Source organism: Methylobacterium sp. Gmos1 (genome assembly GCF_053764715.1).
Window position 1 is genome coordinate 258282 of record NZ_JBSNCC010000004.1, and the last position, 19086, is coordinate 277367.

At 70.9% G+C, this 19086-nt stretch carries 16 protein-coding genes and 1 pseudogene; 12 read left to right on the forward strand and 5 right to left on the reverse strand.

What is annotated here, in order from left to right; all coding sequences use genetic code 11:
• Positions 1-454 precede the first annotated feature (454 nt).
• From ACS5PV_RS10340 to ACS5PV_RS10380, 9 genes are all read left to right on the forward strand, one after another.
• Positions 455-1597, forward strand: coding sequence for a diguanylate cyclase domain-containing protein (locus ACS5PV_RS10340; RefSeq protein ID WP_455395248.1), 1143 nt, complete (start codon positions 455-457; stop codon positions 1595-1597).
• 148 nt (positions 1598-1745) lie between these two features.
• Positions 1746-2033, forward strand: coding sequence for a DUF4164 domain-containing protein (locus ACS5PV_RS10345; protein WP_109971275.1), 288 nt, complete (start codon positions 1746-1748; stop codon positions 2031-2033).
• A gap of 147 nt (positions 2034-2180) precedes the next feature.
• Positions 2181-2561: a cell division protein ZapA gene (locus ACS5PV_RS10350; protein ID WP_109971276.1), complete on the forward strand. Its 381-nt coding sequence runs from the start codon at positions 2181-2183 to the stop codon at positions 2559-2561.
• A gap of 257 nt (positions 2562-2818) precedes the next feature.
• Positions 2819-3568 carry an SDR family NAD(P)-dependent oxidoreductase gene (locus tag ACS5PV_RS10355; RefSeq protein ID WP_455395249.1) on the forward strand — a complete coding sequence of 250 codons (750 nt, stop codon included), beginning with the start codon at positions 2819-2821 and terminating at the stop codon, positions 3566-3568.
• Between the two features lie 11 nt (positions 3569-3579).
• A complete protein-coding gene (locus ACS5PV_RS10360) occupies positions 3580-4434 on the forward strand; it encodes a transketolase (RefSeq protein ID WP_455395250.1) in 855 nt (284 codons plus the stop codon).
• Positions 4431-5462: a transketolase family protein gene (locus tag ACS5PV_RS10365; protein WP_455395251.1), complete on the forward strand. Its 1032-nt coding sequence runs from the start codon at positions 4431-4433 to the stop codon at positions 5460-5462. The genes ACS5PV_RS10360 and ACS5PV_RS10365 overlap by 4 nt, the downstream gene beginning before the upstream one ends.
• Positions 5453-6343, forward strand: a complete 891-nt coding sequence (locus ACS5PV_RS10370; protein ID WP_455395252.1) for an NAD(P)-dependent oxidoreductase — start codon at positions 5453-5455, stop codon at positions 6341-6343. The genes ACS5PV_RS10365 and ACS5PV_RS10370 overlap by 10 nt, the downstream gene beginning before the upstream one ends.
• A 187-nt stretch (positions 6344-6530) precedes the next feature.
• The gene (locus tag ACS5PV_RS10375) at positions 6531-7544 is read left to right on the forward strand and encodes a TRAP transporter substrate-binding protein (RefSeq protein ID WP_455395253.1); all 1014 of its coding nucleotides are present in this window, start codon (positions 6531-6533) and stop codon (positions 7542-7544) included.
• A gap of 11 nt (positions 7545-7555) precedes the next feature.
• Positions 7556-9436, forward strand: a complete 1881-nt coding sequence (locus ACS5PV_RS10380; RefSeq protein ID WP_455395254.1) for a TRAP transporter large permease — start codon at positions 7556-7558, stop codon at positions 9434-9436.
• Positions 9437-9538: 102 nt separating this feature from the next.
• On the opposite strand, the gene ACS5PV_RS10385 is transcribed toward ACS5PV_RS10380, so the two are convergent.
• Positions 9539-10303, reverse strand: coding sequence for a transporter substrate-binding domain-containing protein (locus tag ACS5PV_RS10385; protein WP_455395537.1), 765 nt, complete (start codon positions 10301-10303; stop codon positions 9539-9541).
• 162 nt (positions 10304-10465) lie between these two features.
• Here ACS5PV_RS10385 and ACS5PV_RS10390 point away from each other — a divergent pair, with 162 nt between their 5' ends.
• Positions 10466-11587: an FUSC family protein gene (locus ACS5PV_RS10390; RefSeq protein ID WP_455395255.1), complete on the forward strand. Its 1122-nt coding sequence runs from the start codon at positions 10466-10468 to the stop codon at positions 11585-11587.
• A 6-nt stretch (positions 11588-11593) separates the two neighbouring features.
• On the opposite strand, the gene ACS5PV_RS10395 is transcribed toward ACS5PV_RS10390, so the two are convergent.
• The 4 genes and pseudogenes from ACS5PV_RS10395 to ACS5PV_RS10410 all read right to left on the reverse strand — a co-directional run bounded on the left by ACS5PV_RS10395 (position 11594) and on the right by ACS5PV_RS10410 (position 15181).
• A complete protein-coding gene (locus ACS5PV_RS10395; protein ID WP_455395256.1) occupies positions 11594-12709 on the reverse strand; it encodes a hypothetical protein in 1116 nt (371 codons plus the stop codon).
• A 66-nt stretch (positions 12710-12775) separates the two neighbouring features.
• Positions 12776-13399: a LysE family transporter gene (locus ACS5PV_RS10400; RefSeq protein WP_455395257.1), complete on the reverse strand. Its 624-nt coding sequence runs from the start codon at positions 13397-13399 to the stop codon at positions 12776-12778.
• Between the two features lie 762 nt (positions 13400-14161).
• Positions 14162-14740: pseudogene (locus ACS5PV_RS10405) on the reverse strand (hypothetical protein); the annotation flags it as partial.
• Positions 14741-14788: 48 nt separating this feature from the next.
• Positions 14789-15181, reverse strand: coding sequence for a hypothetical protein (locus ACS5PV_RS10410; RefSeq protein WP_455395258.1), 393 nt, complete (start codon positions 15179-15181; stop codon positions 14789-14791).
• A 333-nt stretch (positions 15182-15514) separates the two neighbouring features.
• Here ACS5PV_RS10410 and flhA point away from each other — a divergent pair, with 333 nt between their 5' ends.
• Entirely contained in the window at positions 15515-17644 is a 2130-nt protein-coding gene (gene flhA, locus ACS5PV_RS10415; RefSeq protein ID WP_455395259.1) for a flagellar biosynthesis protein FlhA, read from the forward strand.
• 308 nt (positions 17645-17952) lie between these two features.
• Entirely contained in the window at positions 17953-19074 is a 1122-nt protein-coding gene (locus ACS5PV_RS10420) for a Gfo/Idh/MocA family protein (RefSeq protein WP_455395260.1), read from the forward strand.
• The last annotated feature ends 12 nt before the right edge of the window (positions 19075-19086 follow it).

Below are 19086 nucleotides of genomic sequence, written 5' to 3' on the forward strand. Positions count from 1 at the left end.
CGGAGCGGCCGGCACGGCGCGCATCGACGCTGAAGAAGGACCGGCGCTCGCCGGCGAGGCCTGCTGCGCTCGTGGTCCCGCACGCGCCGGCCGTCCCGGCGGGGACGGCACTGGCGGGGAGCACGGGAGGCGTCACGGCAGCTCGTATTTCTGTCAATCCGCCGGCGACAGCCGCCCGGCGGGGGCGCCGGCTTCCTATCATGGCGCCGGGGCGTGTCAAACCCGAGCGGGGCCTTGGGGAAAACCGTCCCGTCCAGCGCTCCGGATCCGGCGGCACCCGCGGTCTTGCGCCGGATGAAATGTCGCTCCCGCACGTGGTCTCGACGACGAGAAGGCAAAGACATCGTGGCAGAAACGCTTAACCATGCCCGTGCAACGGGCAGGGAGCGATCGGAACCGTAACGAAGATCGCAACCGCCGGCTCGTATGCCTTGAGGTGTAGGTGACGACAGCGATGCAGATCGATCTTCACACCCTCTACTGCCTGATCGTGGGGACGGTGCTGGTCGCCGCGGCGACGATGCTCTGGGAGCGCCAGGGCCATCCACGGCGGGCGCGCGAGCTCGGGCTCTGGACCGGCGCCTTCCTGGCCTTCGCGGCGGGTCTCGTCGTGTCGATCAACCGGGCCGCCCTGCCGGGCGTCCTGGGGTCTGCGCTCGGCAACCTGCTGATCGTGTCCGGCTACCTGATGATCCTGCACGGCGTCGTCCTCCTCGACGGGCGGGCGCGGCTGCGCCTGCCGCTGGCCGTGCTCGGCGGGCTCGCCCTCCTGTGGGCGACGCTCGGGGTGCGCTTCCCCGTCGTCCTCTGGACCTATGTCGGCTCGCTGCCGATCGCGCTCGCCTGCGGTCTCACCGCCTGGCGGCTCCTGCGCAGCCGCACCGCCCGGGCCTTGCGCGCGCGCCAGGTCGCGGTCGCGGTCGCGGGCGGGCACGCCCTGTTCTACCTGGCTCGGGCGCTCGTGACGCCGGTCATCGTGGCGATCTACGGCGACTGGCTGATGCCGGTCTTCGGCAAGATGACGATGTACGAGGGCGTGCTCTACTCCGTCGCCATGCCGATGGGGCTGATCGCGCTGGTGCGCGAGGAGGCGCAGGCTCAAGCCGTGGCGGCGGCCCGCACCGACCACCTCACCGGCCTCCAGAACCGCCACGGCTTCTTCGAGGACGGTGCGCGCCTCCTCGCCGAGCGCCCCGCCGCGCTGCTGGCCTTCGACCTCGACCACTTCAAGGCGATCAACGACCGCCACGGCCACGCCGCCGGCGACGCGGTGCTGCGGCTCTTCGCCGACACCGCCCGCCGGGCCGCCGGGCCCGAGGCCCTCGTCGCCCGGCTCGGCGGCGAGGAGTTCGCCGCCCTGCTGCCGGGGCTCGACGTCGCCGCGGCGCGGCAGGTCGGCGAGGGCGTCGCCCGCCGCTTCGCCGAGGCGGCGCTCGACCGGGCCGGGCCCGGCATCCCGGCGACCGTCAGCATCGGGCTCGCCGCGGCGCGGACCGAGCGCGGCGACCTGCCGGCCCTGCTCTCGGCCGCCGACCGCGCCCTCTACCGGGCCAAGGCCGGCGGCCGGAACCGGCTGGAGGTCGCGGCGGCGGCCTGAATTGTCCCCGCCGTCCCCAAGGGATGCGCCATCGCGCGAGGGCGCAAAGGCACGGCGATTGCGAGGCGGGCCCCGGACCTTTAGGGTTTCGGCCGAGTATCCCTGGTCTTCCAGTCGGCGTTCGTCGCGCGTTTTTTCGGAGGTGAGCATGACCGCAGCGGTGGAGGAAGCGCTGCGCCGCCTCGAAGCCTCGGTGGCCCTGCTCGAATCCGCGGTGGCGCGCCGGCTCGACGCGGAGCGCAGCCACAGCGACCTTGAGACCGAGCTGGAGATCATGCGCGACGACCGGGCCCGGCTGGCGGCGGAGCTGGACGGGGCGACCGCGCGCCTCGCCGAGATGCAGTCGGTGACCGAGGACGTCGACCACCGCCTCGGCCGCGCCATCGGCACCGTCGAGGGCGTGCTCGGCCGCACCGGCGAGCGGGGCGAGGGCTGACGGTCCCGACCCCGCGCTTCATGCGTTCGCGCCTGGAGCGCTGCCCGATCGCGTGCACTCGGACGGCGCTCCAAGGCCTTTGATTGTGCCGCGTTTTCCACGACGGACCGGCATCCACTTCGTCGGAAAATGCTCCAGGGTGACCCCATGCCTCAAGTGACCGTCACCATCGCCGGCAAGACCTACCGCATGGCCTGCGGCGAGGGCGAGGAACGCCACCTCGAAGGGCTGGCCGCGAGCTTCGACGCCCGCATCGGCGACATGCGCAAGGCATTCGGCGAGATCGGCGACATGCGCCTGCACGTGATGGCGGCGCTCACCCTCGCCGACGAGCTCGCCGAGACCAAGCGCCGGATGGAGGCGATGGAGCGCGAGACCGCCTCCCTGCGCGAATCCACCGATGCCGGCAGCGCCGAGCGTGAGGCCTCCGAGGCCCGCCTCGCCGAGACCGTGCAGCGCACGGCGGAACGCATCGAGCGGCTAGCGCGGCGCCTGGGGCCGGTGCCCGGGGGAGCGCAGGGCGGCTGAGGAGGCGGCTCGCGCGCCGCGGCGGCGGCTCGACCCGCCCCGCCCCGCCAGATGAATCCCATTCACCTCCGGCTGCAATTTCCGCGTTTGTCCGCCTCCCCCCGTCCGGGCACAGTGCCCGCAACGAGACGAGGGAGGAACCGTCGAGGACGGGCGGCGCGACGGGGGTGAGCCCCGGGCGCCGCGAAAACCCTCCCTCGTGCCCGAAGGCCGGCCCGACGCACGGGCACGCGCTTGGACAAGCCAGGGAGGACGACATGCTGCTGACCGACAAGGTCTGCCTGATCACCGGCGCCGCATCGCTGCGGGGCATCGGGCGGGCCACCGCGACGCTCTTTGCCCGGCACGGCGCCAGGGTGGTGATCCTCGATCTCGACGCCGGCCAGGCCGAGGAGGCCGCCCGGACGATCGGCGAGGGCCATGTCGGGCTCGCCTGCGACGTCACCGACAAGGCCGCCTGCCAGGCCGCCGCCGACGAGGCCGTGTCGCGGCTCGGCCGCATCGACGTGCTCGTCAACAATGCCGGCATCACCCAGCCGCTGAAGTTCATGGAGATCGAGCCCGGCAACTACGACGCGGTGCTCGACGTGAACCTGCGCGGCACGCTGTACATGAGCCAGGCGGTGGTGCCGCAGATGCGCCGGCAGAAATCCGGCTCGATCGTCTGCCTGTCGTCGGTCTCGGCGCAGCGCGGCGGCGGCATCTTCGGCGGGCCGCATTACAGCGCCGCCAAGGGCGGGGTGCTGGGCCTGGGGAAAGCGATGGCCCGCGAGCTCGGGCCCGATACGGTGCGGGTCAACAGCATCACCCCGGGCCTGATCCAGACCGACATCACCGCCGGCAAGCTCACCGACGAGCTGAAGGCCGAGATCGCCAGGGGCATCCCGCTCGGCCGCCTCGGCGTCGCCGACGACGTGGCGAAGGCCTGCCTGTTCCTGGCCTCCGACCTCTCCTCCTACATCACCGGCGCCGTCCTCGACGTGAACGGCGGCATGCTGATCCATTGAGGATGACGACCATGCCCCACGCCGACTCCCCGCCGCGGGTCAACAGCCCCTCGCTCGCCGAGCGGGCCTACCGCATCCGCCGCAACGCCCTGCTGATGGGCGAGGTCCAGGGCCAGGGCTACATCGCCCAGGCGCTCGGCATCGCCGACGTGCTGGCGGTGTCGTACTTCCACGCCATGCGCTACCGGCCCGACGACCCGGAATGGGAGGGGCGCGACCGCTTCCTGCTCTCGATCGGCCACTACGCCATCGCGCTCTACGCCGCCCTCCTCGAGGCCGGAATCCTGCCGCAGGACGAGCTGACGAGCTACGGCGCCGACGACAGCCGCCTGCCGATGTCCGGCATGGCCGCCTACACGCCGGGGATGGAGATCACCGGCGGCTCGCTGGGCCACGGGCTGGCGCTCGCGGTCGGCTTCTGCCTCGGGCTCAAGCGCAAGCGGTCGGACTCGTTAGTCTACTGCCTGATCTCCGACGGCGAGCTCGGCGAGGGCTCGATCTGGGAGGGCGCCTGGTCGGCGAGCCACTGGAAGCTCGACAATCTCATTGCGATCGTCGACGTCAACAACCAGCAGGCCGACGGCCCGGCCTCGCAGGTCACCGGCTTCGAGCCGGCGGCGTCGCGCTTCGAGGCCTTCGGCTGGCACGTCCAGCGGGTCGACGGCAACGACATCGACGCGCTCGTCCGGGCCTTCGACGCCGCCAAGGCGTGCTCCGAGCAAAAGCCCCGCATCATCATCTGCGACACCACGATGGCGAAGGGCATCCCGTTCCTGGAGGCGCGCGAGCGCAACCACTTCCTGCGGGTGGAGCCGCCAGAATGGCAGGACGCGATAAAAATCCTGGATGCCGGGAGGCCCGCATGAAACGCTCGAAATACACGCGCCCGGCCTGGCTCACCGAGGCCGGCACGGGCGAGCGCCTGACCACCTCGGCGATGATCGCCTCGCTCGCCGGCCCCGACCAGCGCACCGCGCCCGCGCCCTTCGGCCACGCGCTGGCGAAGCTCGCCGAGGAGCGGCCGGAGATCGTCGGGCTCACCGCCGATCTCGGCAAGTACACCGACCTGCACGTCTTCGCCCAAAGGCACCCCGAGCGCTTCTACCAGATGGGCATGGCCGAGCAGCTGCTCATCAGCGCCGCCGCCGGCCTGGCGCGCGAGGGTTTTCAGCCCTTCGCCACCACCTACGCGGTGTTCGCCGCGCGGCGCGCCTACGACTTCATCTGCATGGCGATCGCGGAGGAGAATCTCGACGTCAAGATCGTCTGTGCGCTCCCCGGCCTCACCACCGGCTACGGCCCGAGCCACCAGGCGACGGAGGACATCGCGATCTTCCGCGGTCTGCCCAACATGACGATCCTCGACCCCTGCGACGCGCACGAGATCGCCCAGGCCGTGCCGGCGATCGCCGATCACAAGGGGCCGGTCTACATGCGGCTCCTGCGCGGCAACGTGCCCCTCGTGCTCGACGAGTACGGCTACACGTTCGAGCTCGGCAAGGCGAAGACCATCCGGGACGGCCGCGATGTCCTGATCATCTCGACCGGCCTGATGACCATGCGGGCCCTCGAGGCGGCCGACGCCTTGCGCGATGATCACGTCGACGTCTCGGTCCTGCACGTGCCGACGATCAAGCCGCTCGATACCGACACCATCCTGCGCGAGGCCGGCAAGGGCGGGCGCCTGGTGGTGGTGGCGGAGAACCACACCGTGGTCGGGGGCCTCGGCGAGGCGGTGGCGGGGCTGCTCCTGCGCTCCGGCACGATCCCGAAGGCCTTTCGCCAGGTCGGCCTGCCGGACGAATTCCTGGATGCCGGCGCCCTGCCGACCCTCCACGACCGCTACGGCATCTCGACGAACGCCATGGTCCGGAGCATCCGCGAATGGCTGTGAGCACTCCGTCTCCCATCGCCTTCATCGGCCTCGGCTCGATGGGCCTGCCGATGGCCCGCAACCTCGTGCGGCACGGATTGTCCGTGCGCGGCTTCGACGTGCGGGCGGAAGGCCGCAGCGCCTTCGCGGGTGCCGGCGGTACCCCCGCCGAGACGATCGAGGCGGTCGCCGACGGCGCCGGAACGCTGGTGCTGATGGTGGTCAATGCCGACCAGGCGGAGAGCATCCTGTTCGGCGATGGCGCCCTGGAGCGTCTGGCCCCGGAGGCGACCGTCGTCCTGATGGCGACCTGCCCGCCGGCCGCCGTCGCAGGCCTCGCCAAGCGGGTGACCGCGACCGGCCGGGCCTTCGTCGACGCGCCGGTCTCCGGCGGGGTCGTCGGGGCCGAGGCCGGCACCCTCACCATCATGGCGGCGGCTCCCGCCGCGGTGATCGCCGAGGTCCGCCCGCTGCTGGAGGCGATGGGCGACAAGGTGTTCCACGTCGGGCCCGAGCCCGGCCAGGGCGCCACCATGAAGGCGGTCAACCAGCTCCTGTGCGGGGTGAACCTCGCCGCGGCGGCCGAAGCCCTGTCGCTCGCCGCCAAGGTCGGGATCGACGGCGCGACGGCGCTGGAGATCGTCTCGGGCTCCTCGGCGTCGAGCTGGATGCTGCGCGACCGCGGCCCGCGGATGCTGGAGGAGACCCCGCGGGTCACCAGCGCCGTCGACATCTTCGTCAAGGATCTCGGCATCGTGCTGGAGGCCGGCCGCAGCGAGAAGGCGGCGTTGCCGCTGGCGGCGCTGGCGCATCAGCTTTTCCTCGCGGCCTCGGGCAGAGGCGCTGGATCGGAAGACGACAGCCAGGTCATCGGCTCGTACCGCGCGCTCAACGGCAAGTAATGACCAAATCTCCCCTCCCCCTTGTGGGGAGGGGCGGGGGGGGGGGGGGGGGGGTGGTGCCGCGTAAAGCTCAGCGGTCTATCCGGCACCACCCCCACCCCTGACCCCTCCCCACAAGGGGGAGGGGAAGGCGTCCTATTCTCAGAAGCCGACCCAACCGGCCCCCTCCCACAGTCGAGGAAACCCCATGCGCCACGCCCTCTCCCGCCGCACGCTGCTCGCCGGCGCCGCCGCATTCCCCCTCGCCGCGGTGTTCACCCGCCCGGTGCGCGCCGCCGAGTTCGAGTACAAGCTCGCCACCGGCCAGGACCCGACCCACCCGGTCAACCTGCGCGCGCAAGAAGCCCTGACCCGCATCCGCGAGGCCTCGAACGGGCGGCTCGACATCAAGCTGTTTCCAGCCAACCAGCTCGGCTCCGACACCGACCTGCTGTCGCAGGTGCGCAACGGCAGCGTCGAGTTCTTCAACCTCTCGACCTCGATCCTCTCGACCTTCGTGCCCGCCGCCGCGCTGCCGAACACCGGCTTCGCGTTCAAGGACTACCCCGAGGTCTGGAAGGCGATGGACGGGGGCTTGGGCGCCTATATCCGCGAGCAGATCGCCAAGACGCCGATCCAGGCCGTATCGAAGATCTGGGACAACGGCTTTCGCCAGATCACCTCCTCGACCAGGGAGATCCGCAGCCCGGAGGACCTGAAGGGCTTCAAGATCCGCGTGCCGCCCTCGCCGATGCTGACCTCGGTGTTCAAGGCGTTCGATGCCGGCGCCGCGCCGCTCAACTTCAACGAACTGTACTCGGCGCTCCAGACCAGGATCTTCGAGGGCCAGGAGAATCCGCTCGCGATCATCGCGACGACCCGGCTCTACGAGGTGCAGAAGACCTGCAGCCTCACCGGCCACGTCTGGGACGGCTACTGGATCCTCGGCAACAGACGAGCCGTCCAGCGCCTGCCCGAGGACCTGCGCGCCCTCGTGACCCGCGAGCTCGACCGCTCGGCCGACGACGAGCGCGCCGACATCGTCCGGCTCAATGATTCCCTGGTCAAGGAGCTCGGCGCCAAGGGAATCGCGTTCATCGACGTCGATCGCCGGAAATTTCGCGATGCGCTCGGCCGCACGACCTTCTACAAGGACTGGAAGAACAAGTACGGCGACGCCGCCTGGGAGCACCTCGAGGCCGTCTCCGGCAAATTGGCCTGAGGGAGGCAACCATGCATGTCGACATCGCGACGGAGACGCCGGCCCTGCCGGCGGCCTCCGCCAACCGCGGCTGGGCGCGCACGCTCGACAGAGCCCTCGGCCCGCTGATCGAGATTCCCGCCGCCCTCCTGGTGGTGGCCGAGGTGGTGGTGCTGCTCGCCGGCGTCGTCAGCCGCTACGTCTTCCACTCCCCCATCGTGTGGTCGGACGAGCTCGCCTCGATCCTGTTCCTGTGGCTCGCGATGCTCGGCTCGGTGGTGGCCTACCGCCGCGCCGAGCACATGCGGATGACGGCTCTGGTGAGCATGGCCTCGGTCAAGACCCAGGCCTTCCTGGAGGCGGTGGCGCTCGCCGCCGGCCTCGCCTTCGTGCTGATGCTGCTGCATCCGGCCTACGAGTTCGCGGCGGAGGAGATCTTCGTCCAGACGCCGGCGCTCGAGATCACCAATGCCTGGCGCGCCGCCGCGCTCCCGGTCGGCTTCGGCCTGATGCTGGTTGTCGCGGCCCTGCGGCTGATCGAGTGCGCCGACTGGCGCCACGCCGTCGGCGCGGTGGCGCTCACCGGCCTCATCATCGCCGCCCTGATGCTGGCCGAGCCGGGCTTGCGCACGCTCGGCAACTGGAACCTGCTGATCTTCTTCGTGCTCGGCGTCGGCGCCCTCGTCTTCACCGGCGTGCCGATCGCCTTCGCGTTCGGGCTCGCCACCTTCGGCTACCTGATGCTGACGACGCGGGCCCCCGCCATGGTGGTGGTCGGGCGCATGGACGAGGGGATGAGCCACCTGATCCTGCTCGCCGTGCCGCTCTTTGTGTTCCTCGGCCTGCTGATCGAGATGACCGGCATGGCCAAGGCCATGGTGGGCTTTCTCGCCAGCCTCCTCGGCCACGTGCGGGGCGGCCTGCACTACGTGCTCGTCGGCGCGATGTACCTCGTCTCAGGGATTTCGGGGTCCAAGGCCGCCGACATGGCGGCGGTCGCCCCCGTGCTGTTTCCCGAGATGAAGAAGCGCGGCGCCAAGGAGGGCGACCTCGTCGCGCTGCTCGCCGCCACCGGCGCGCAGACCGAGACCATCCCGCCGTCCCTGGTGCTCATCACCATCGGGTCGGTGACCGGCGTCTCGATCACCGCGCTCTTCACCGGCGGCCTGCTGCCGGGCGTGGTGCTCGGCATCACGCTCTGCGCGCTGGTCTGGTGGCGCTACCGGGGCGAGGACCTGCGGCACGTCAAGCGCGCGAGCAAGGGCGAGGTGATGAAAGCCCTCGTCATCGCCTTCCCGGCGCTGGCTCTGCCCTTCGTCATCCGCGCCGCGGTGGTCGAAGGCGTGGCGACCGCGACCGAGGTCTCGACCATCGGCATCGTCTACGCGATCCTCGCCGGCCTGCTGATCTACCGCCAGTTCGACTGGCGCCGGGTCTACCCGATGCTGGTCTCCACCGCCTCGCTGTCGGGGGCGATCCTGCTCATCATCGGGGCGGCGACCGGCATGGCCTGGGCGCTGACCCAGTCGGGCTTCTCGCAGAGCCTCGCCGTGATGATGAAGGGCCTGCCCGGCGGGGCACTCGGCTTCCTGGTCGTCTCGGCGGTGGCCTTCGTGATCCTCGGCTCGGTGCTGGAGGGGATCCCGGCGATCGTGCTGTTCGGCCCCCTGCTGTTCCCGATCGCCCGCCAGGTCGGCGTGCACGAGGTGCACTACGCGATGGTGGTGATCCTGGCGATGGGCGTCGGCCTGTTCGCACCGCCCTTCGGGGTCGGCTACTATGCGGCTTGCGCGATCAGCCGGATCCATCCGGATGCCGGCATCCGGCCGATCGTCGGCTACATGCTGGCGCTGCTCGTCGGCCTCGTGGTGGTGATCCTGGTGCCGTGGATCTCGATCGGGTTCCTGGGCTGATCGGATACCGGTCCTAACACGCTCCACGTCGTCCCGAGGTTCCGAGGCGGAACCCGGGACGACGCGGAGTCTGTCGATTGTCGACGGAAGGCGACTTCGCCCCTACTCCGCCGCCTTCGCCAGCGCCCGGCCGTAGGCGCCGCTCCTCAGAACCGTCGTCAGCCACCCGTCGACGGCCGATTTCAGCGCCGGGTCGCGGGTCATCCAGAAGGCCTTGTCGTTCTTGTTGAAGGCCTCGGGCACGGCGGCCGGGCAGAGCACGCCGGCATTCAGCCGCGACTGGTAGTCGACCTCGGTGCCGTCGGTGACCATCACGTCGGCGCGGTTCTGGGCGATCTCCTGGAAGATGGTGCGGTTGTCGGGGACCACCCGCACCGAGGCGTGCGGGAAGTTGGCGTCGGCGAAGCGCTGGTTGGTGCCGCCGGGGTTGACCACCACGCGGACCTCCGGCTTGTCGATGTCCTTGACCGTCACGAAGCGGTTCTTGTCGGCGCAGCGCACGATCGGCCGCTTGCCGTCGGTGAGGAGCGGGATCGAGAACTCCGCCGCCGCGGCGCGGTCCGGCGTGATGGTGACGCCGCCCATCGCGACGTCGTAGCGGTCGGCCAGCAGGTCGTCCTTCAGGGTCTTCCAGGTCGTCGGCACGACCTCGACCTTGACGCCGAGGGCCCGGGCGAGCTCGCCGGCCATCGTCACGTCGGCGCCCTTGAGGCTGCCGTCGGGCAGGCGCAGGGAATAGGGTGCGTAGTCGCCGGTCAGCCCGACCCGCAGCGTGCCGTCCTGCTTGATCGCGGCGAGTGACCGCGCCTCCACCTGCACGTTCGAGAGCAGGCCAATCATCCCGACTACACTCGCGATCTTGCGCATCGTCACCGCCCTGATCCTCGCTTGCCGTCACCTCTTCTCTCGTAAGGACATCGCACGGGTCCGGTAAAGCCCGGATGACGGTGTGGCCACACGCGATCGGACCGTGGGCCATCGACTGGCCGGGCCATTGACTCGGCGGCCGGCACCGGCTCCCTCCCCGCCATGGCCTCACTCCCGGACCGCCCGCGGCGCCTGCCGACGACCCTGCGACGCCAGTTCGACCGCCAGCGCCCGCGCCTGACGCAGGGCTTGCGGATGACGGTCGCGAGCCTCGCCACCTTCGTGCTGGCGGAGTCCTTCGGCCTGCCCCAGGGCTACTGGGCGGTCATCACCGCGCTCATCGTCACCCAGAGCAGCGTCGGCGGCTCGCTCAAGGCGGCGCTCGACCGGTTCCTCGGCTCGGTGCTGGGCGCCTGCTACGGCGGCGCGGTCGCGTTCGCGATCCCGCATCACGGCGGCGCCTCGACCTTCGCGGCCCTGTTCGTCGCGGTGGCCCCCCTCACCTTCGCGGCGGCGGTCTCGGCGGGATTCCGGATCGCGCCGATCACCGCGATCATCGTGCTGCTCTCCACCACCGGCTCGACGCTCGGCCCCCTCGCCTTCGCCCTCGACCGCATCGTCGAGATCGGGCTCGGCTGCGTCGTCGGGCTCGCCGTCTCGCTTCTCGTCGCCCCGGCCCGGGCCGCTCGCGCCGTGACCGGACAGGCCGGTCGCCTCGCCCGCCTGCTCGCCGACCAGCTCGACGCGCTGGCGCGCCTCGACGCGGAGGAGACGCCGGAGGCGAGGAGCCTGCCGCCGGCGGTGCGGCGCAGCCTCGCGCGGCTCGAGACCCTGGCGGGCGAGGCCGCCCGCGAGCGCCGCAGCCGGCTCTCGGCCGCCCCCGATCCGGATCCGCTGGTGCGCACCCTGATGCGCCTGCGCCACGACCTCGTGCTCCTGCGCCGCACCATCTCGGAGGCCGACGCGGAGGTGCTGCGGGTGCATCTGGCGGAGGCCTGGGGCGGGGCGGCGCGGGCGGCGGCCGCGCGCCTGCGCGACCTCGCCGACGCCCTCGATCGCGGGCAGCGCCCGACCGGCGACGATGCGGCGCTCGCCGCGGCGATCGCCCGCTACCGCGAGGCCATCGACGGGATGCGGCAGCGGCAGGTGACCCGGACGCTGTCCACCGACGGCGTCGGACGCATCTTCTGGCTCGCCTTCAGCCTGGAGCAGCTGCGGCGCAACCTCGACGACCTCGCCGAGCGGGCGGCGGATTTCTCCGGGCCCGGGGCCGGCGAGGCGTGAGCGGCCTCACGGCGTGCGCTTGCGCAGCACCATGTTGCCCTGGAACAGGAATTTCTGCGCCCGCTTGCCGGTATCGACCTCGGTGGTGAAGACGTTGCCGCGCGAATCGACCGCGAGGTTGTGCACCCAGTGGAAGTCGCCGGCCATCCGGCCGTTGCGGCCGAAGCGGCCGAGCACCGCGCCGTCGTCGCGCCGCAGGGTGCGGACCTCGTTGTTGGCGCCGTCGGCGTTCATCAGGTAGGTCTGCGCCTCGTCCGGCCACAGGGCGAGTTCCCAGACCGAGCCGTTGGCCCGGGTCTGCGGCTCGACCCGGAACTCCTTCACGAAGGTGCCGTCGCGGCGGAAGACCTGGACCCGGTCGTTGGTGCGGTCGCAGACGTAGACGAGGCCGTCGCGGGCGACCTGGATGCAGTGGACCGGGTTGCGGAACTGGCGCGGCAGCGGCGCGGCCGGGTCGTAGGGGCCTTGCGCCTCGTCGGTCGGGGGCTCGCCGTAGGCGCCCCACATCCGCTTGAACGCCCCGGTCTCGGCGTCGAACACGATGACCCGGTGGTTGTAGTAGCCGTCGGCGACGTAGAGCTCGTTCGTCTCCGGGTCGACCTGCATGTTGGCCGGGCGGCCCAGCCGCGTGGTGTCGCGGCTGTTCGTCTGCGGGCCGGACTTGCCGATCTGCATCACGAAGCGGCCGTCGGGAGTGAATTTCAGGATCTGTCCGTCCTGCTCGCCGTTGCCGGCGAGCCAGACGAAGCCCTTGTGGTCGATGTGGATGCCGTGCTCGTTCTGGGGCCAGTCGTAGCCCTGGCCCGGCCCGCCCCAGGACTTGATGAGGTTGCCCTCCTGGTCGAACACCAGGACTGGCGGGGCCGGGACGCAGCAGCGGGTGCGCGGAGGATTGAGGCTCGCGGCCTTCTCGTCGTCGGTCAGCGTGCGCGGGCGCTGGATCACCCAGACATTGTTCTGGGCATCCACCGCGACGCCGGAGGCCTGGCCCATGATCCAGTTGTTCGGCAACGGCTTCGGCCAGGCCGCATCGACCCGGAATTGCAGCGGCTCGTCGGCCAGGGCCGGGGCGGCACAGGGAGCCGCGCAAGCGAGGGCGACGAGGACGGCGAGCCAGCGCATGAATTTCCTCCCGGTATCGTTTTGTTGCCGACACTGTAGAGGAGGAAGGGCCCGCCGCGCCAGCGCTCAAGCCTGGAGCGCGCGCCGGACCGCGAGCGCCGCGCAGGCGACGAGGAGCGCCGCCAGGACGAGGCGGGCGAGGCGCCCGGCACGGGTGAGCCGCGCCCGGCAGGACGGCCGCGCCAGCACGAGGCCGAGGAGGCCGAACCACGTCGCCGCCATGCAGAACACCGCGGCGCCCGCCAGCGGCACCGCCGCCCGGTTGGGATGAGCCAGGAAGAAGCCGGCGAAGAAGGCGAGGCTGACCGGGTTCGTCAACGCCGCCCCGAGCCCGAGGGCGAAGGTGCCGGCGGCGCGCCCCGGCGACAGCCGGGCCGGATCGTCCGGCAGGCCGGCCCGGCCGCTCGCCAGGCGATAGGCGGCGCGCAGCATCAGGAACACGAACAGGGCGGTGCCGATCCCGGTGACGAGGTGCCCGGCCGGCAGCAGCGAGGCGCCGAGCCCGGCGAAGGCCGCCGCCAGCCCGGCGCCGCAGGCGACCCCGAGGGCCGCGACGACCGGGCCGCGCCCGGGTGCGGCGACGCTCGCCCGCAGCACCACCAGCAGGTTGGGCCCGGGCGCGGCGAGGACGGGGGCGTAGGCGGTGAAGAGCGGCCCCAGCAGGGCGGGCCACGCATCGGCGTCGAACATCCGGCATCCCCCGGGCGCGAGCGGCGCCCTTCGGGTGCCATAAAGATGCCAAAACCCGGCGCTGCGCGTCCTTCGATTGAAGGAGGTCGGGTGCGGTGGCGCACGGTTTGTCGATGTCGACGGCAAGTCATGAAACAATCAACGGCGCCGAAACTCTCGCACTGCACTGTCGTTCACTGATAACAAACATCGATAAACGTAGAGTCGCGGGATCCCCTCTCCCGTGTGGGAGAGGGGTAGGGGTGGGGGTGATACGGTGCAGTATGAAACGCTAGAGCGTGGCGCTGGTACCGTGACGTCCTGAGCTTTATTCGGAGGCGTGTCACCCTCACCCCTCCCCCTCTCCCACACGGGAGAGGGGATCCCGCGCTTGACCTGAAAACACCCACGTCAAGTCTTGGTGGATTGCTTTGGAGCGCCTATGGCCCGGGCGTCTATCCCAAAAGCGTCTATCCCAAAAGGAAGCGGCGGCAGGGTCGCCCCTGCCGCCGCCTGCTCACGTCAATCGGCTACCAATCAGCGCCGCTCGGTGCCCAGCGGCTGACGGACCGGGGGCAGCTCGTCCTCGATGCCGACGTGGCGCTCGCGGGTGGTGCCGGGCAGGCCGGTATCGACCGTCTGGGTGGTCGGCGTGGCGCCGGCCGCGAAGGGCATGCCGCCGGTGTTGAGGCCGGTGGTCGTGCTGCCGGCCGCGCCCACCGCCGACGAGCCGCCGGCGACCGCCGCCGGGTTGGTCAGCGAGGGAGCGGTCTCGTCGTGACGACCGGTCCAGCCCTCCTGGCGCCAGCCGCGGGTGCGGTCGTCCATGTCGACCGAGCCGTGCTCCTTGAGGATGCTGTTGACCCGGTCGGCATGGGCGTCGTCGGCCCGCACGGTGACCAGGGTGCCGCCGCGGCGCACGCCCTCGGCGTAGGTGTGGGCGTGCTCCTCGCTGAGGCCCGCGCCGGTGAGCGAACCGATCAGGCCGCCCGCCGCCGCACCGACGCCGGCGCCGGTGAGCGTCGCGACGAGCCAGCCGGCCGCGACCACCGGGCCCACGCCCGGGATGGCGAGCAGGCCGAGGCCGGTGAGCAGGCCGGCGCCGCCGCCGAGGACAGTGCCGAGCGAGGCGCCGGCCCCGGCGCCGTTCGAGGCGTCGTGCGCGGTCTCGCCGGTCGTCGCGCCGGTCGTGGTCGTCGTGGCGGCGTCACGCGTTCCGAGATGGCCGGAATAGCGGTCGCCCTGGTTGTTGGCCACGATGCTGATGTCGGAATGCGGCACGCCGGCCGCCTCCACCTTGCGCACCGCCGCCGAGGCGTCGTCGTAGCTGTCGAACAGGGCCGAGATGGTACGGGTCGCCATGGGCGTCCTCCTCAAGGGTCGAGTGTCGGATACGGGACTTGGATCGGATCAGCGGGCGGTCGAGACGTTGCCCTTGAAGTCGAGGCCGACCATCACGGTGTTGCCGGACTGCATGGCCTGGCCGCGCCAGATGCCCTGGTCGTCCTTCTTGAGGTCCTTCACGTCCTTGAAGCCGGCCTGCTCCATGCGGCTGCGGGCCTGGGCCTCGGTGAAGCTGTTGGCGCCGGGCTCGAGCTTGGCGTTGGTGGCGACCGTGCCGGTGGAGCCCGGGTTGTTCTTGTCCATCATGTCGGTGTTGGGCCGGGTCACCGCCTCCTGGCCCTGCGACTGGGTGCTGGGCTTGGCGTCGCGGGCCGGATCGCCCGTCACGGTGGTCTGGGCCTGCGCCGCGCCGGCCCCGATCATGCCGAGGGCCGCGAGGGTGATGAGGGTCTTGCGCATGGTCTCCTCGAACCTTGTCTGATTGATCGATGCCATCTCAATCGTTGCAGGGCGGCTTGGTTCCGCAGGAGGAACGTTGAACCGAGTACGATCTTCGCATTGCGCGAAAGTTCCAAGCGAGCTTGACCGTGCAAGACGGGATCTTTGTTTTTTCGGTTGTACCGCGACGCACAAAAATAGAACGGGAGGATTGTTCCCGTCTGAAACTTAACATTCCTTCATTGTGCAGCGCACCAAGGCGCCGGACCGTCCGCGCCGGCCGCGATCCCGTTAACGGTTCCCTAACCATGCACCCGGCATTTCTTGCCGGGTCGACGGGAAGGTGGGATCACGATGGGCGAGACGGGGGCACTCGGCGCGGGCCGCATCTTCGCCCTGCCGACGCGGGCGGACCTGATGGCGCTGACCCGGCGCAGCGACCTCGTGCTCGCCGTCTCGGTGCTCGCCATCCTGGTGGTGCTGATCTTTCCGCTGCCGGCGCTGCTGCTCGACCTCCTGCTCGCGGTCTCGATCATCCTGTCGGTCCTGATCCTGATGACCGGGCTGTTCATCGAGAACCCGCTCGAGTTCACGGTCTTCCCGACGGTGCTGCTCATCACCACGATGCTGCGGCTGGCGCTCAACCTCGCCTCGACGCGGCTGATCCTCGGCCACGGTCACGAGGGTACGGCGGCGGCCGGCCACGTCATCGAGGCCTTCGGGCACTTCGTGATGGGCGGCAACTTCCTGATCGGGATCATCGTCTTCGCGATCCTCATCATCGTGAACTTCGTCGTCATCACCAAGGGCTCGGGCCGCATCGCCGAGGTCGCGGCCCGCTTCTCCCTCGACGCGATGCCCGGCAAGCAGATGGCGATCGACGCCGACCTCTCGGCCGGCCTCATCGACGAGAAGACCGCCCGGACCCGGCGCCAGTCGCTCGAGGACGAATCCTCGTTCTTCGGCGCCATGGACGGCGCCTCGAAATTCGTGCGCGGCGACGCGATCGCCGCACTCCTCATCACCTTCATCAACGTGGTCGGCGGCATCATCATCGGGGTCGCCCAGCAGGGCATGAGCTTCTCGGATGCCGGCAAGACCTACACCCTGCTCACCGTCGGCGACGGCCTCGTCAGCCAGGTCCCGGCCCTGATCGTCTCGACCGCCGCAGGCCTCCTCGTCTCGAAGGCCGGCGTGCGCGGCGCCGCCGGCCGGGCGCTCGGGCGCCAGATCGCCAACTACCCCAAGGCGCTCGGCATGTCGGCCGGCGTGATGCTGCTGATCGGGTTCCTGCCCGGCATCCCGATGCTGCCGTTCCTGACGCTGGGGTTGGGGGCCGCCTACCTCGCCCGCCGCATCGCGCTGTTGCCCAAGCCCGCCGAGGACGAGGGACTAAGCGGCGCGCCCGGAGTCGATGGCGCTGCGACCGGGCCCGGAGCGCCGAAGGAGGAGACCGCGGCCGACCTCCTCAAGCTCGACGACCTGAAGCTCGAGATGGGCTACGCCCTGCTCTCGCTCGTCAACGGGCCGGAGGGCCAGGACCGGCTCACCGATCAGATCCGGGCCCTGCGCCGGCAGCTCGCCTCCGAACTCGGCTTCGTGATGCCCTCGGTGCGCATCCTCGACAACGTCCAGCTCGACGCCAACACCTACGTGGTGCGGGTCAAGGAGATCGAGGCCGGATCGGGCCAGGTCTTTCCAGGCCAGTTCATGGCGATGGATCCGATGGGCGGCCAGGTCCAGCTGCCCGGCCAGCACCTGATGGAGCCCACCTTCGGCCTGCCGGCGACCTGGGTCGACGCGGCTTTGCGCGACGAGGCCCAGCTCAAGGGCTACACCGTGGTCGATGCCGCGACCGTGGTCTCGACCCACCTCACCGAGGTGATCAAGGCCCACGTCGCCGACCTCCTCAACCACGTCGAGGTGCACAAGCTCCTGAAGGAACTGCCCAAGGAGCACGGCGAACTCCTCAAGGAGGTGGTGCCGGGCCAGATCGCCACCACGGGCATCCAGCGGGTGCTGCAATACCTGCTCGCCGAGCGCGTCTCGATCCGCGACCTCGGCACCATCGTCGAGGGCATCGCCGAGGTGGCCGGCCACATCAAGAACCCGCGCGATATCGTCGAGCACGTCCGCGCCCGCCTCGGCCGCCAGATCTGCGCCCAGTACCAGGGACCGGGCGGCGTCCTGCCGATCATCACCCTGTCGCCGGCCTGGGAGGGCGCCTTCATGGAGGCGATCGTCGGCCACGGCGACGAGCGCCACCTGGCGATGCAGCCCTCGAAGCTCTCCGACTTCGTCACCACGGTGCGCGATCGGTTCGAGGAGGCGGCGCGCTCAGGGGAAATGCCGGTCCTCGTCACCTCGGTCCAGGCCCGGCCCTTCGTGCGCTCGATCATCGAGCGCTTCCGCCGCGAGACCCCGGTGATGAGCCAGGCCGAGATCCACCCGCGCGCCCGGCTGAAGACCGTCGGGTCGGTCTGAGGCGTCGCCGTCGTCTCGCCGCCGACGCCAGATCTAGAACGATTTCAAACGGCGGCATGCGGAGCTGGGCCGAGACGACGCCGGCTCCACGCGCCTCGTCAGGTCCGGGCGCCATGATGCGTCGGCATCAATACTCCCTCGCCGTTCAAGAACAGACGGGCGGCCCGTCGCCGTTTCTCCGAAAGCGGTAAAGCGGCGACTTAATCCTCTCCTGAGTGGGAGCCACCCCTCGGCCCTTTGCGCTCGTTCGATTTGCCGCACCCTGGTCTAGCCTTCGCGGCGCAGCATGCGAGAGGGGAGCAGATCAGGTGGCGAGCATCGGCATCGTCGGCACGGGCTTCGTGGCCGATTACTACATGCGCTCCCTGGCGACGCTGCCGGGGGCGACGGTGGCCGGGGCCTGGGACATCGACCTCGACCGGCTGCACGCCTTCCGCAAGTACTGGCGCGTCCCGGCCGCCACGAGCCTCGACGACCTGATCGGCCGCCGGCCCGACCTGATCCTCAACCTGACCAATCCGGGCGCGCATTACGCCGTGAGCCTCGCCTGCCTGGAGGCGGGACTCGCGGTCTATTCCGAGAAGCCGCTCGCCACCCGGCTCGACCACGCCCGCCACCTGCACCGGGTCGCGACCGAGCGGGGCGTGATGCTCGCCTCGGCGCCGTGCAGCGCGCTGGGCGAGAGCGCCCAGATCCTGTGGAAGGCCCTGCGCGAGCGGGTCATCGGCACGCCGCGGCTGGTCTACGCCGAGATCGACGACGGCTTCCTGATCCGCGCGCCGCACGCGACCTGGCGCAGCGAATCCGGCGCGCCCTGGCCGGTGCAGGACGAACTGGCGGTGGGCTGCGCGCTCCAGCATGCCGGCTACTACCTGACCTGGCTCATCGCGATGTTCGGCTCGGTGACCCGGGTCGCGGCGGCCTCCGCCGAGGTGCTCGGCCTGACCCTCGCCGACGGGGCGGCGGCTCCCACCTATGCCTGCGCCTCGCTGTTCTTCGAGAGCGGGGTCGTCGCGCGGCTCACCTGCTCGGTGGTGGCGCCGCACGACCATTCCCTGCGGATCTTCGGCGACGAGGGGATCCTGGAAGTCGGCGAGTGCTGGTCGAACGACGCTCCCGTGCGGGTGCGGCGCCGGCACGTGGTGCGCCGCCGCCTGATCGATTCCCCCCTCGCCCGCCGGCTGCGCGCCGGACGGCCCACCCACGCCAAGGTCGGGCGCAAGGGGGCGACGGCGATGAACTTCGCGCTCGGGCCGCAGGAGATGCTGGCGGCGAAGGCGGAGGGGCGCGCGAGCCGCCTCGACGCCGACCTCGCCCTGCACCTGACCGAGGTGGCGCTGGCGATCCAGAGCGCCGGCGACGGCACCGGCCACCAGGCGATCGTCTCCCGGGCCGGCGCGGCGGCGCCGATGCCGTGGGCGACGGGGTAGTGGAGGAGCGGG

Excerpts from the sequence above, each read along its gene's own strand:
- ACS5PV_RS10340 (WP_455395248.1), top strand. The coding sequence starts at position 455 with ATGCAGATCGATCTTCACACCCTCTACTGCCTGATCGTGGGGACGGTG.
- ACS5PV_RS10345 (WP_109971275.1), top strand. The coding sequence starts at position 1,746 with ATGACCGCAGCGGTGGAGGAAGCGCTGCGCCGCCTCGAAGCCTCGGTG.
- ACS5PV_RS10350 (WP_109971276.1), top strand. The coding sequence starts at position 2,181 with ATGCCTCAAGTGACCGTCACCATCGCCGGCAAGACCTACCGCATGGCC.
- ACS5PV_RS10355 (WP_455395249.1), top strand. The coding sequence starts at position 2,819 with ATGCTGCTGACCGACAAGGTCTGCCTGATCACCGGCGCCGCATCGCTG.
- ACS5PV_RS10360 (WP_455395250.1), top strand. The coding sequence starts at position 3,580 with ATGCCCCACGCCGACTCCCCGCCGCGGGTCAACAGCCCCTCGCTCGCC.
- ACS5PV_RS10365 (WP_455395251.1), top strand. The coding sequence starts at position 4,431 with ATGAAACGCTCGAAATACACGCGCCCGGCCTGGCTCACCGAGGCCGGC.
- ACS5PV_RS10370 (WP_455395252.1), top strand. The coding sequence starts at position 5,453 with ATGGCTGTGAGCACTCCGTCTCCCATCGCCTTCATCGGCCTCGGCTCG.
- ACS5PV_RS10375 (WP_455395253.1), top strand. The coding sequence starts at position 6,531 with ATGCGCCACGCCCTCTCCCGCCGCACGCTGCTCGCCGGCGCCGCCGCA.
- ACS5PV_RS10380 (WP_455395254.1), top strand. The coding sequence starts at position 7,556 with ATGCATGTCGACATCGCGACGGAGACGCCGGCCCTGCCGGCGGCCTCC.
- ACS5PV_RS10385 (WP_455395537.1), bottom strand. The coding sequence starts at position 10,303 with ATGCGCAAGATCGCGAGTGTAGTCGGGATGATTGGCCTGCTCTCGAAC.
- ACS5PV_RS10390 (WP_455395255.1), top strand. The coding sequence starts at position 10,466 with ATGGCCTCACTCCCGGACCGCCCGCGGCGCCTGCCGACGACCCTGCGA.
- ACS5PV_RS10395 (WP_455395256.1), bottom strand. The coding sequence starts at position 12,709 with ATGCGCTGGCTCGCCGTCCTCGTCGCCCTCGCTTGCGCGGCTCCCTGT.
- ACS5PV_RS10400 (WP_455395257.1), bottom strand. The coding sequence starts at position 13,399 with ATGTTCGACGCCGATGCGTGGCCCGCCCTGCTGGGGCCGCTCTTCACC.
- ACS5PV_RS10410 (WP_455395258.1), bottom strand. The coding sequence starts at position 15,181 with ATGCGCAAGACCCTCATCACCCTCGCGGCCCTCGGCATGATCGGGGCC.
- flhA (WP_455395259.1), top strand. The coding sequence starts at position 15,515 with ATGGGCGAGACGGGGGCACTCGGCGCGGGCCGCATCTTCGCCCTGCCG.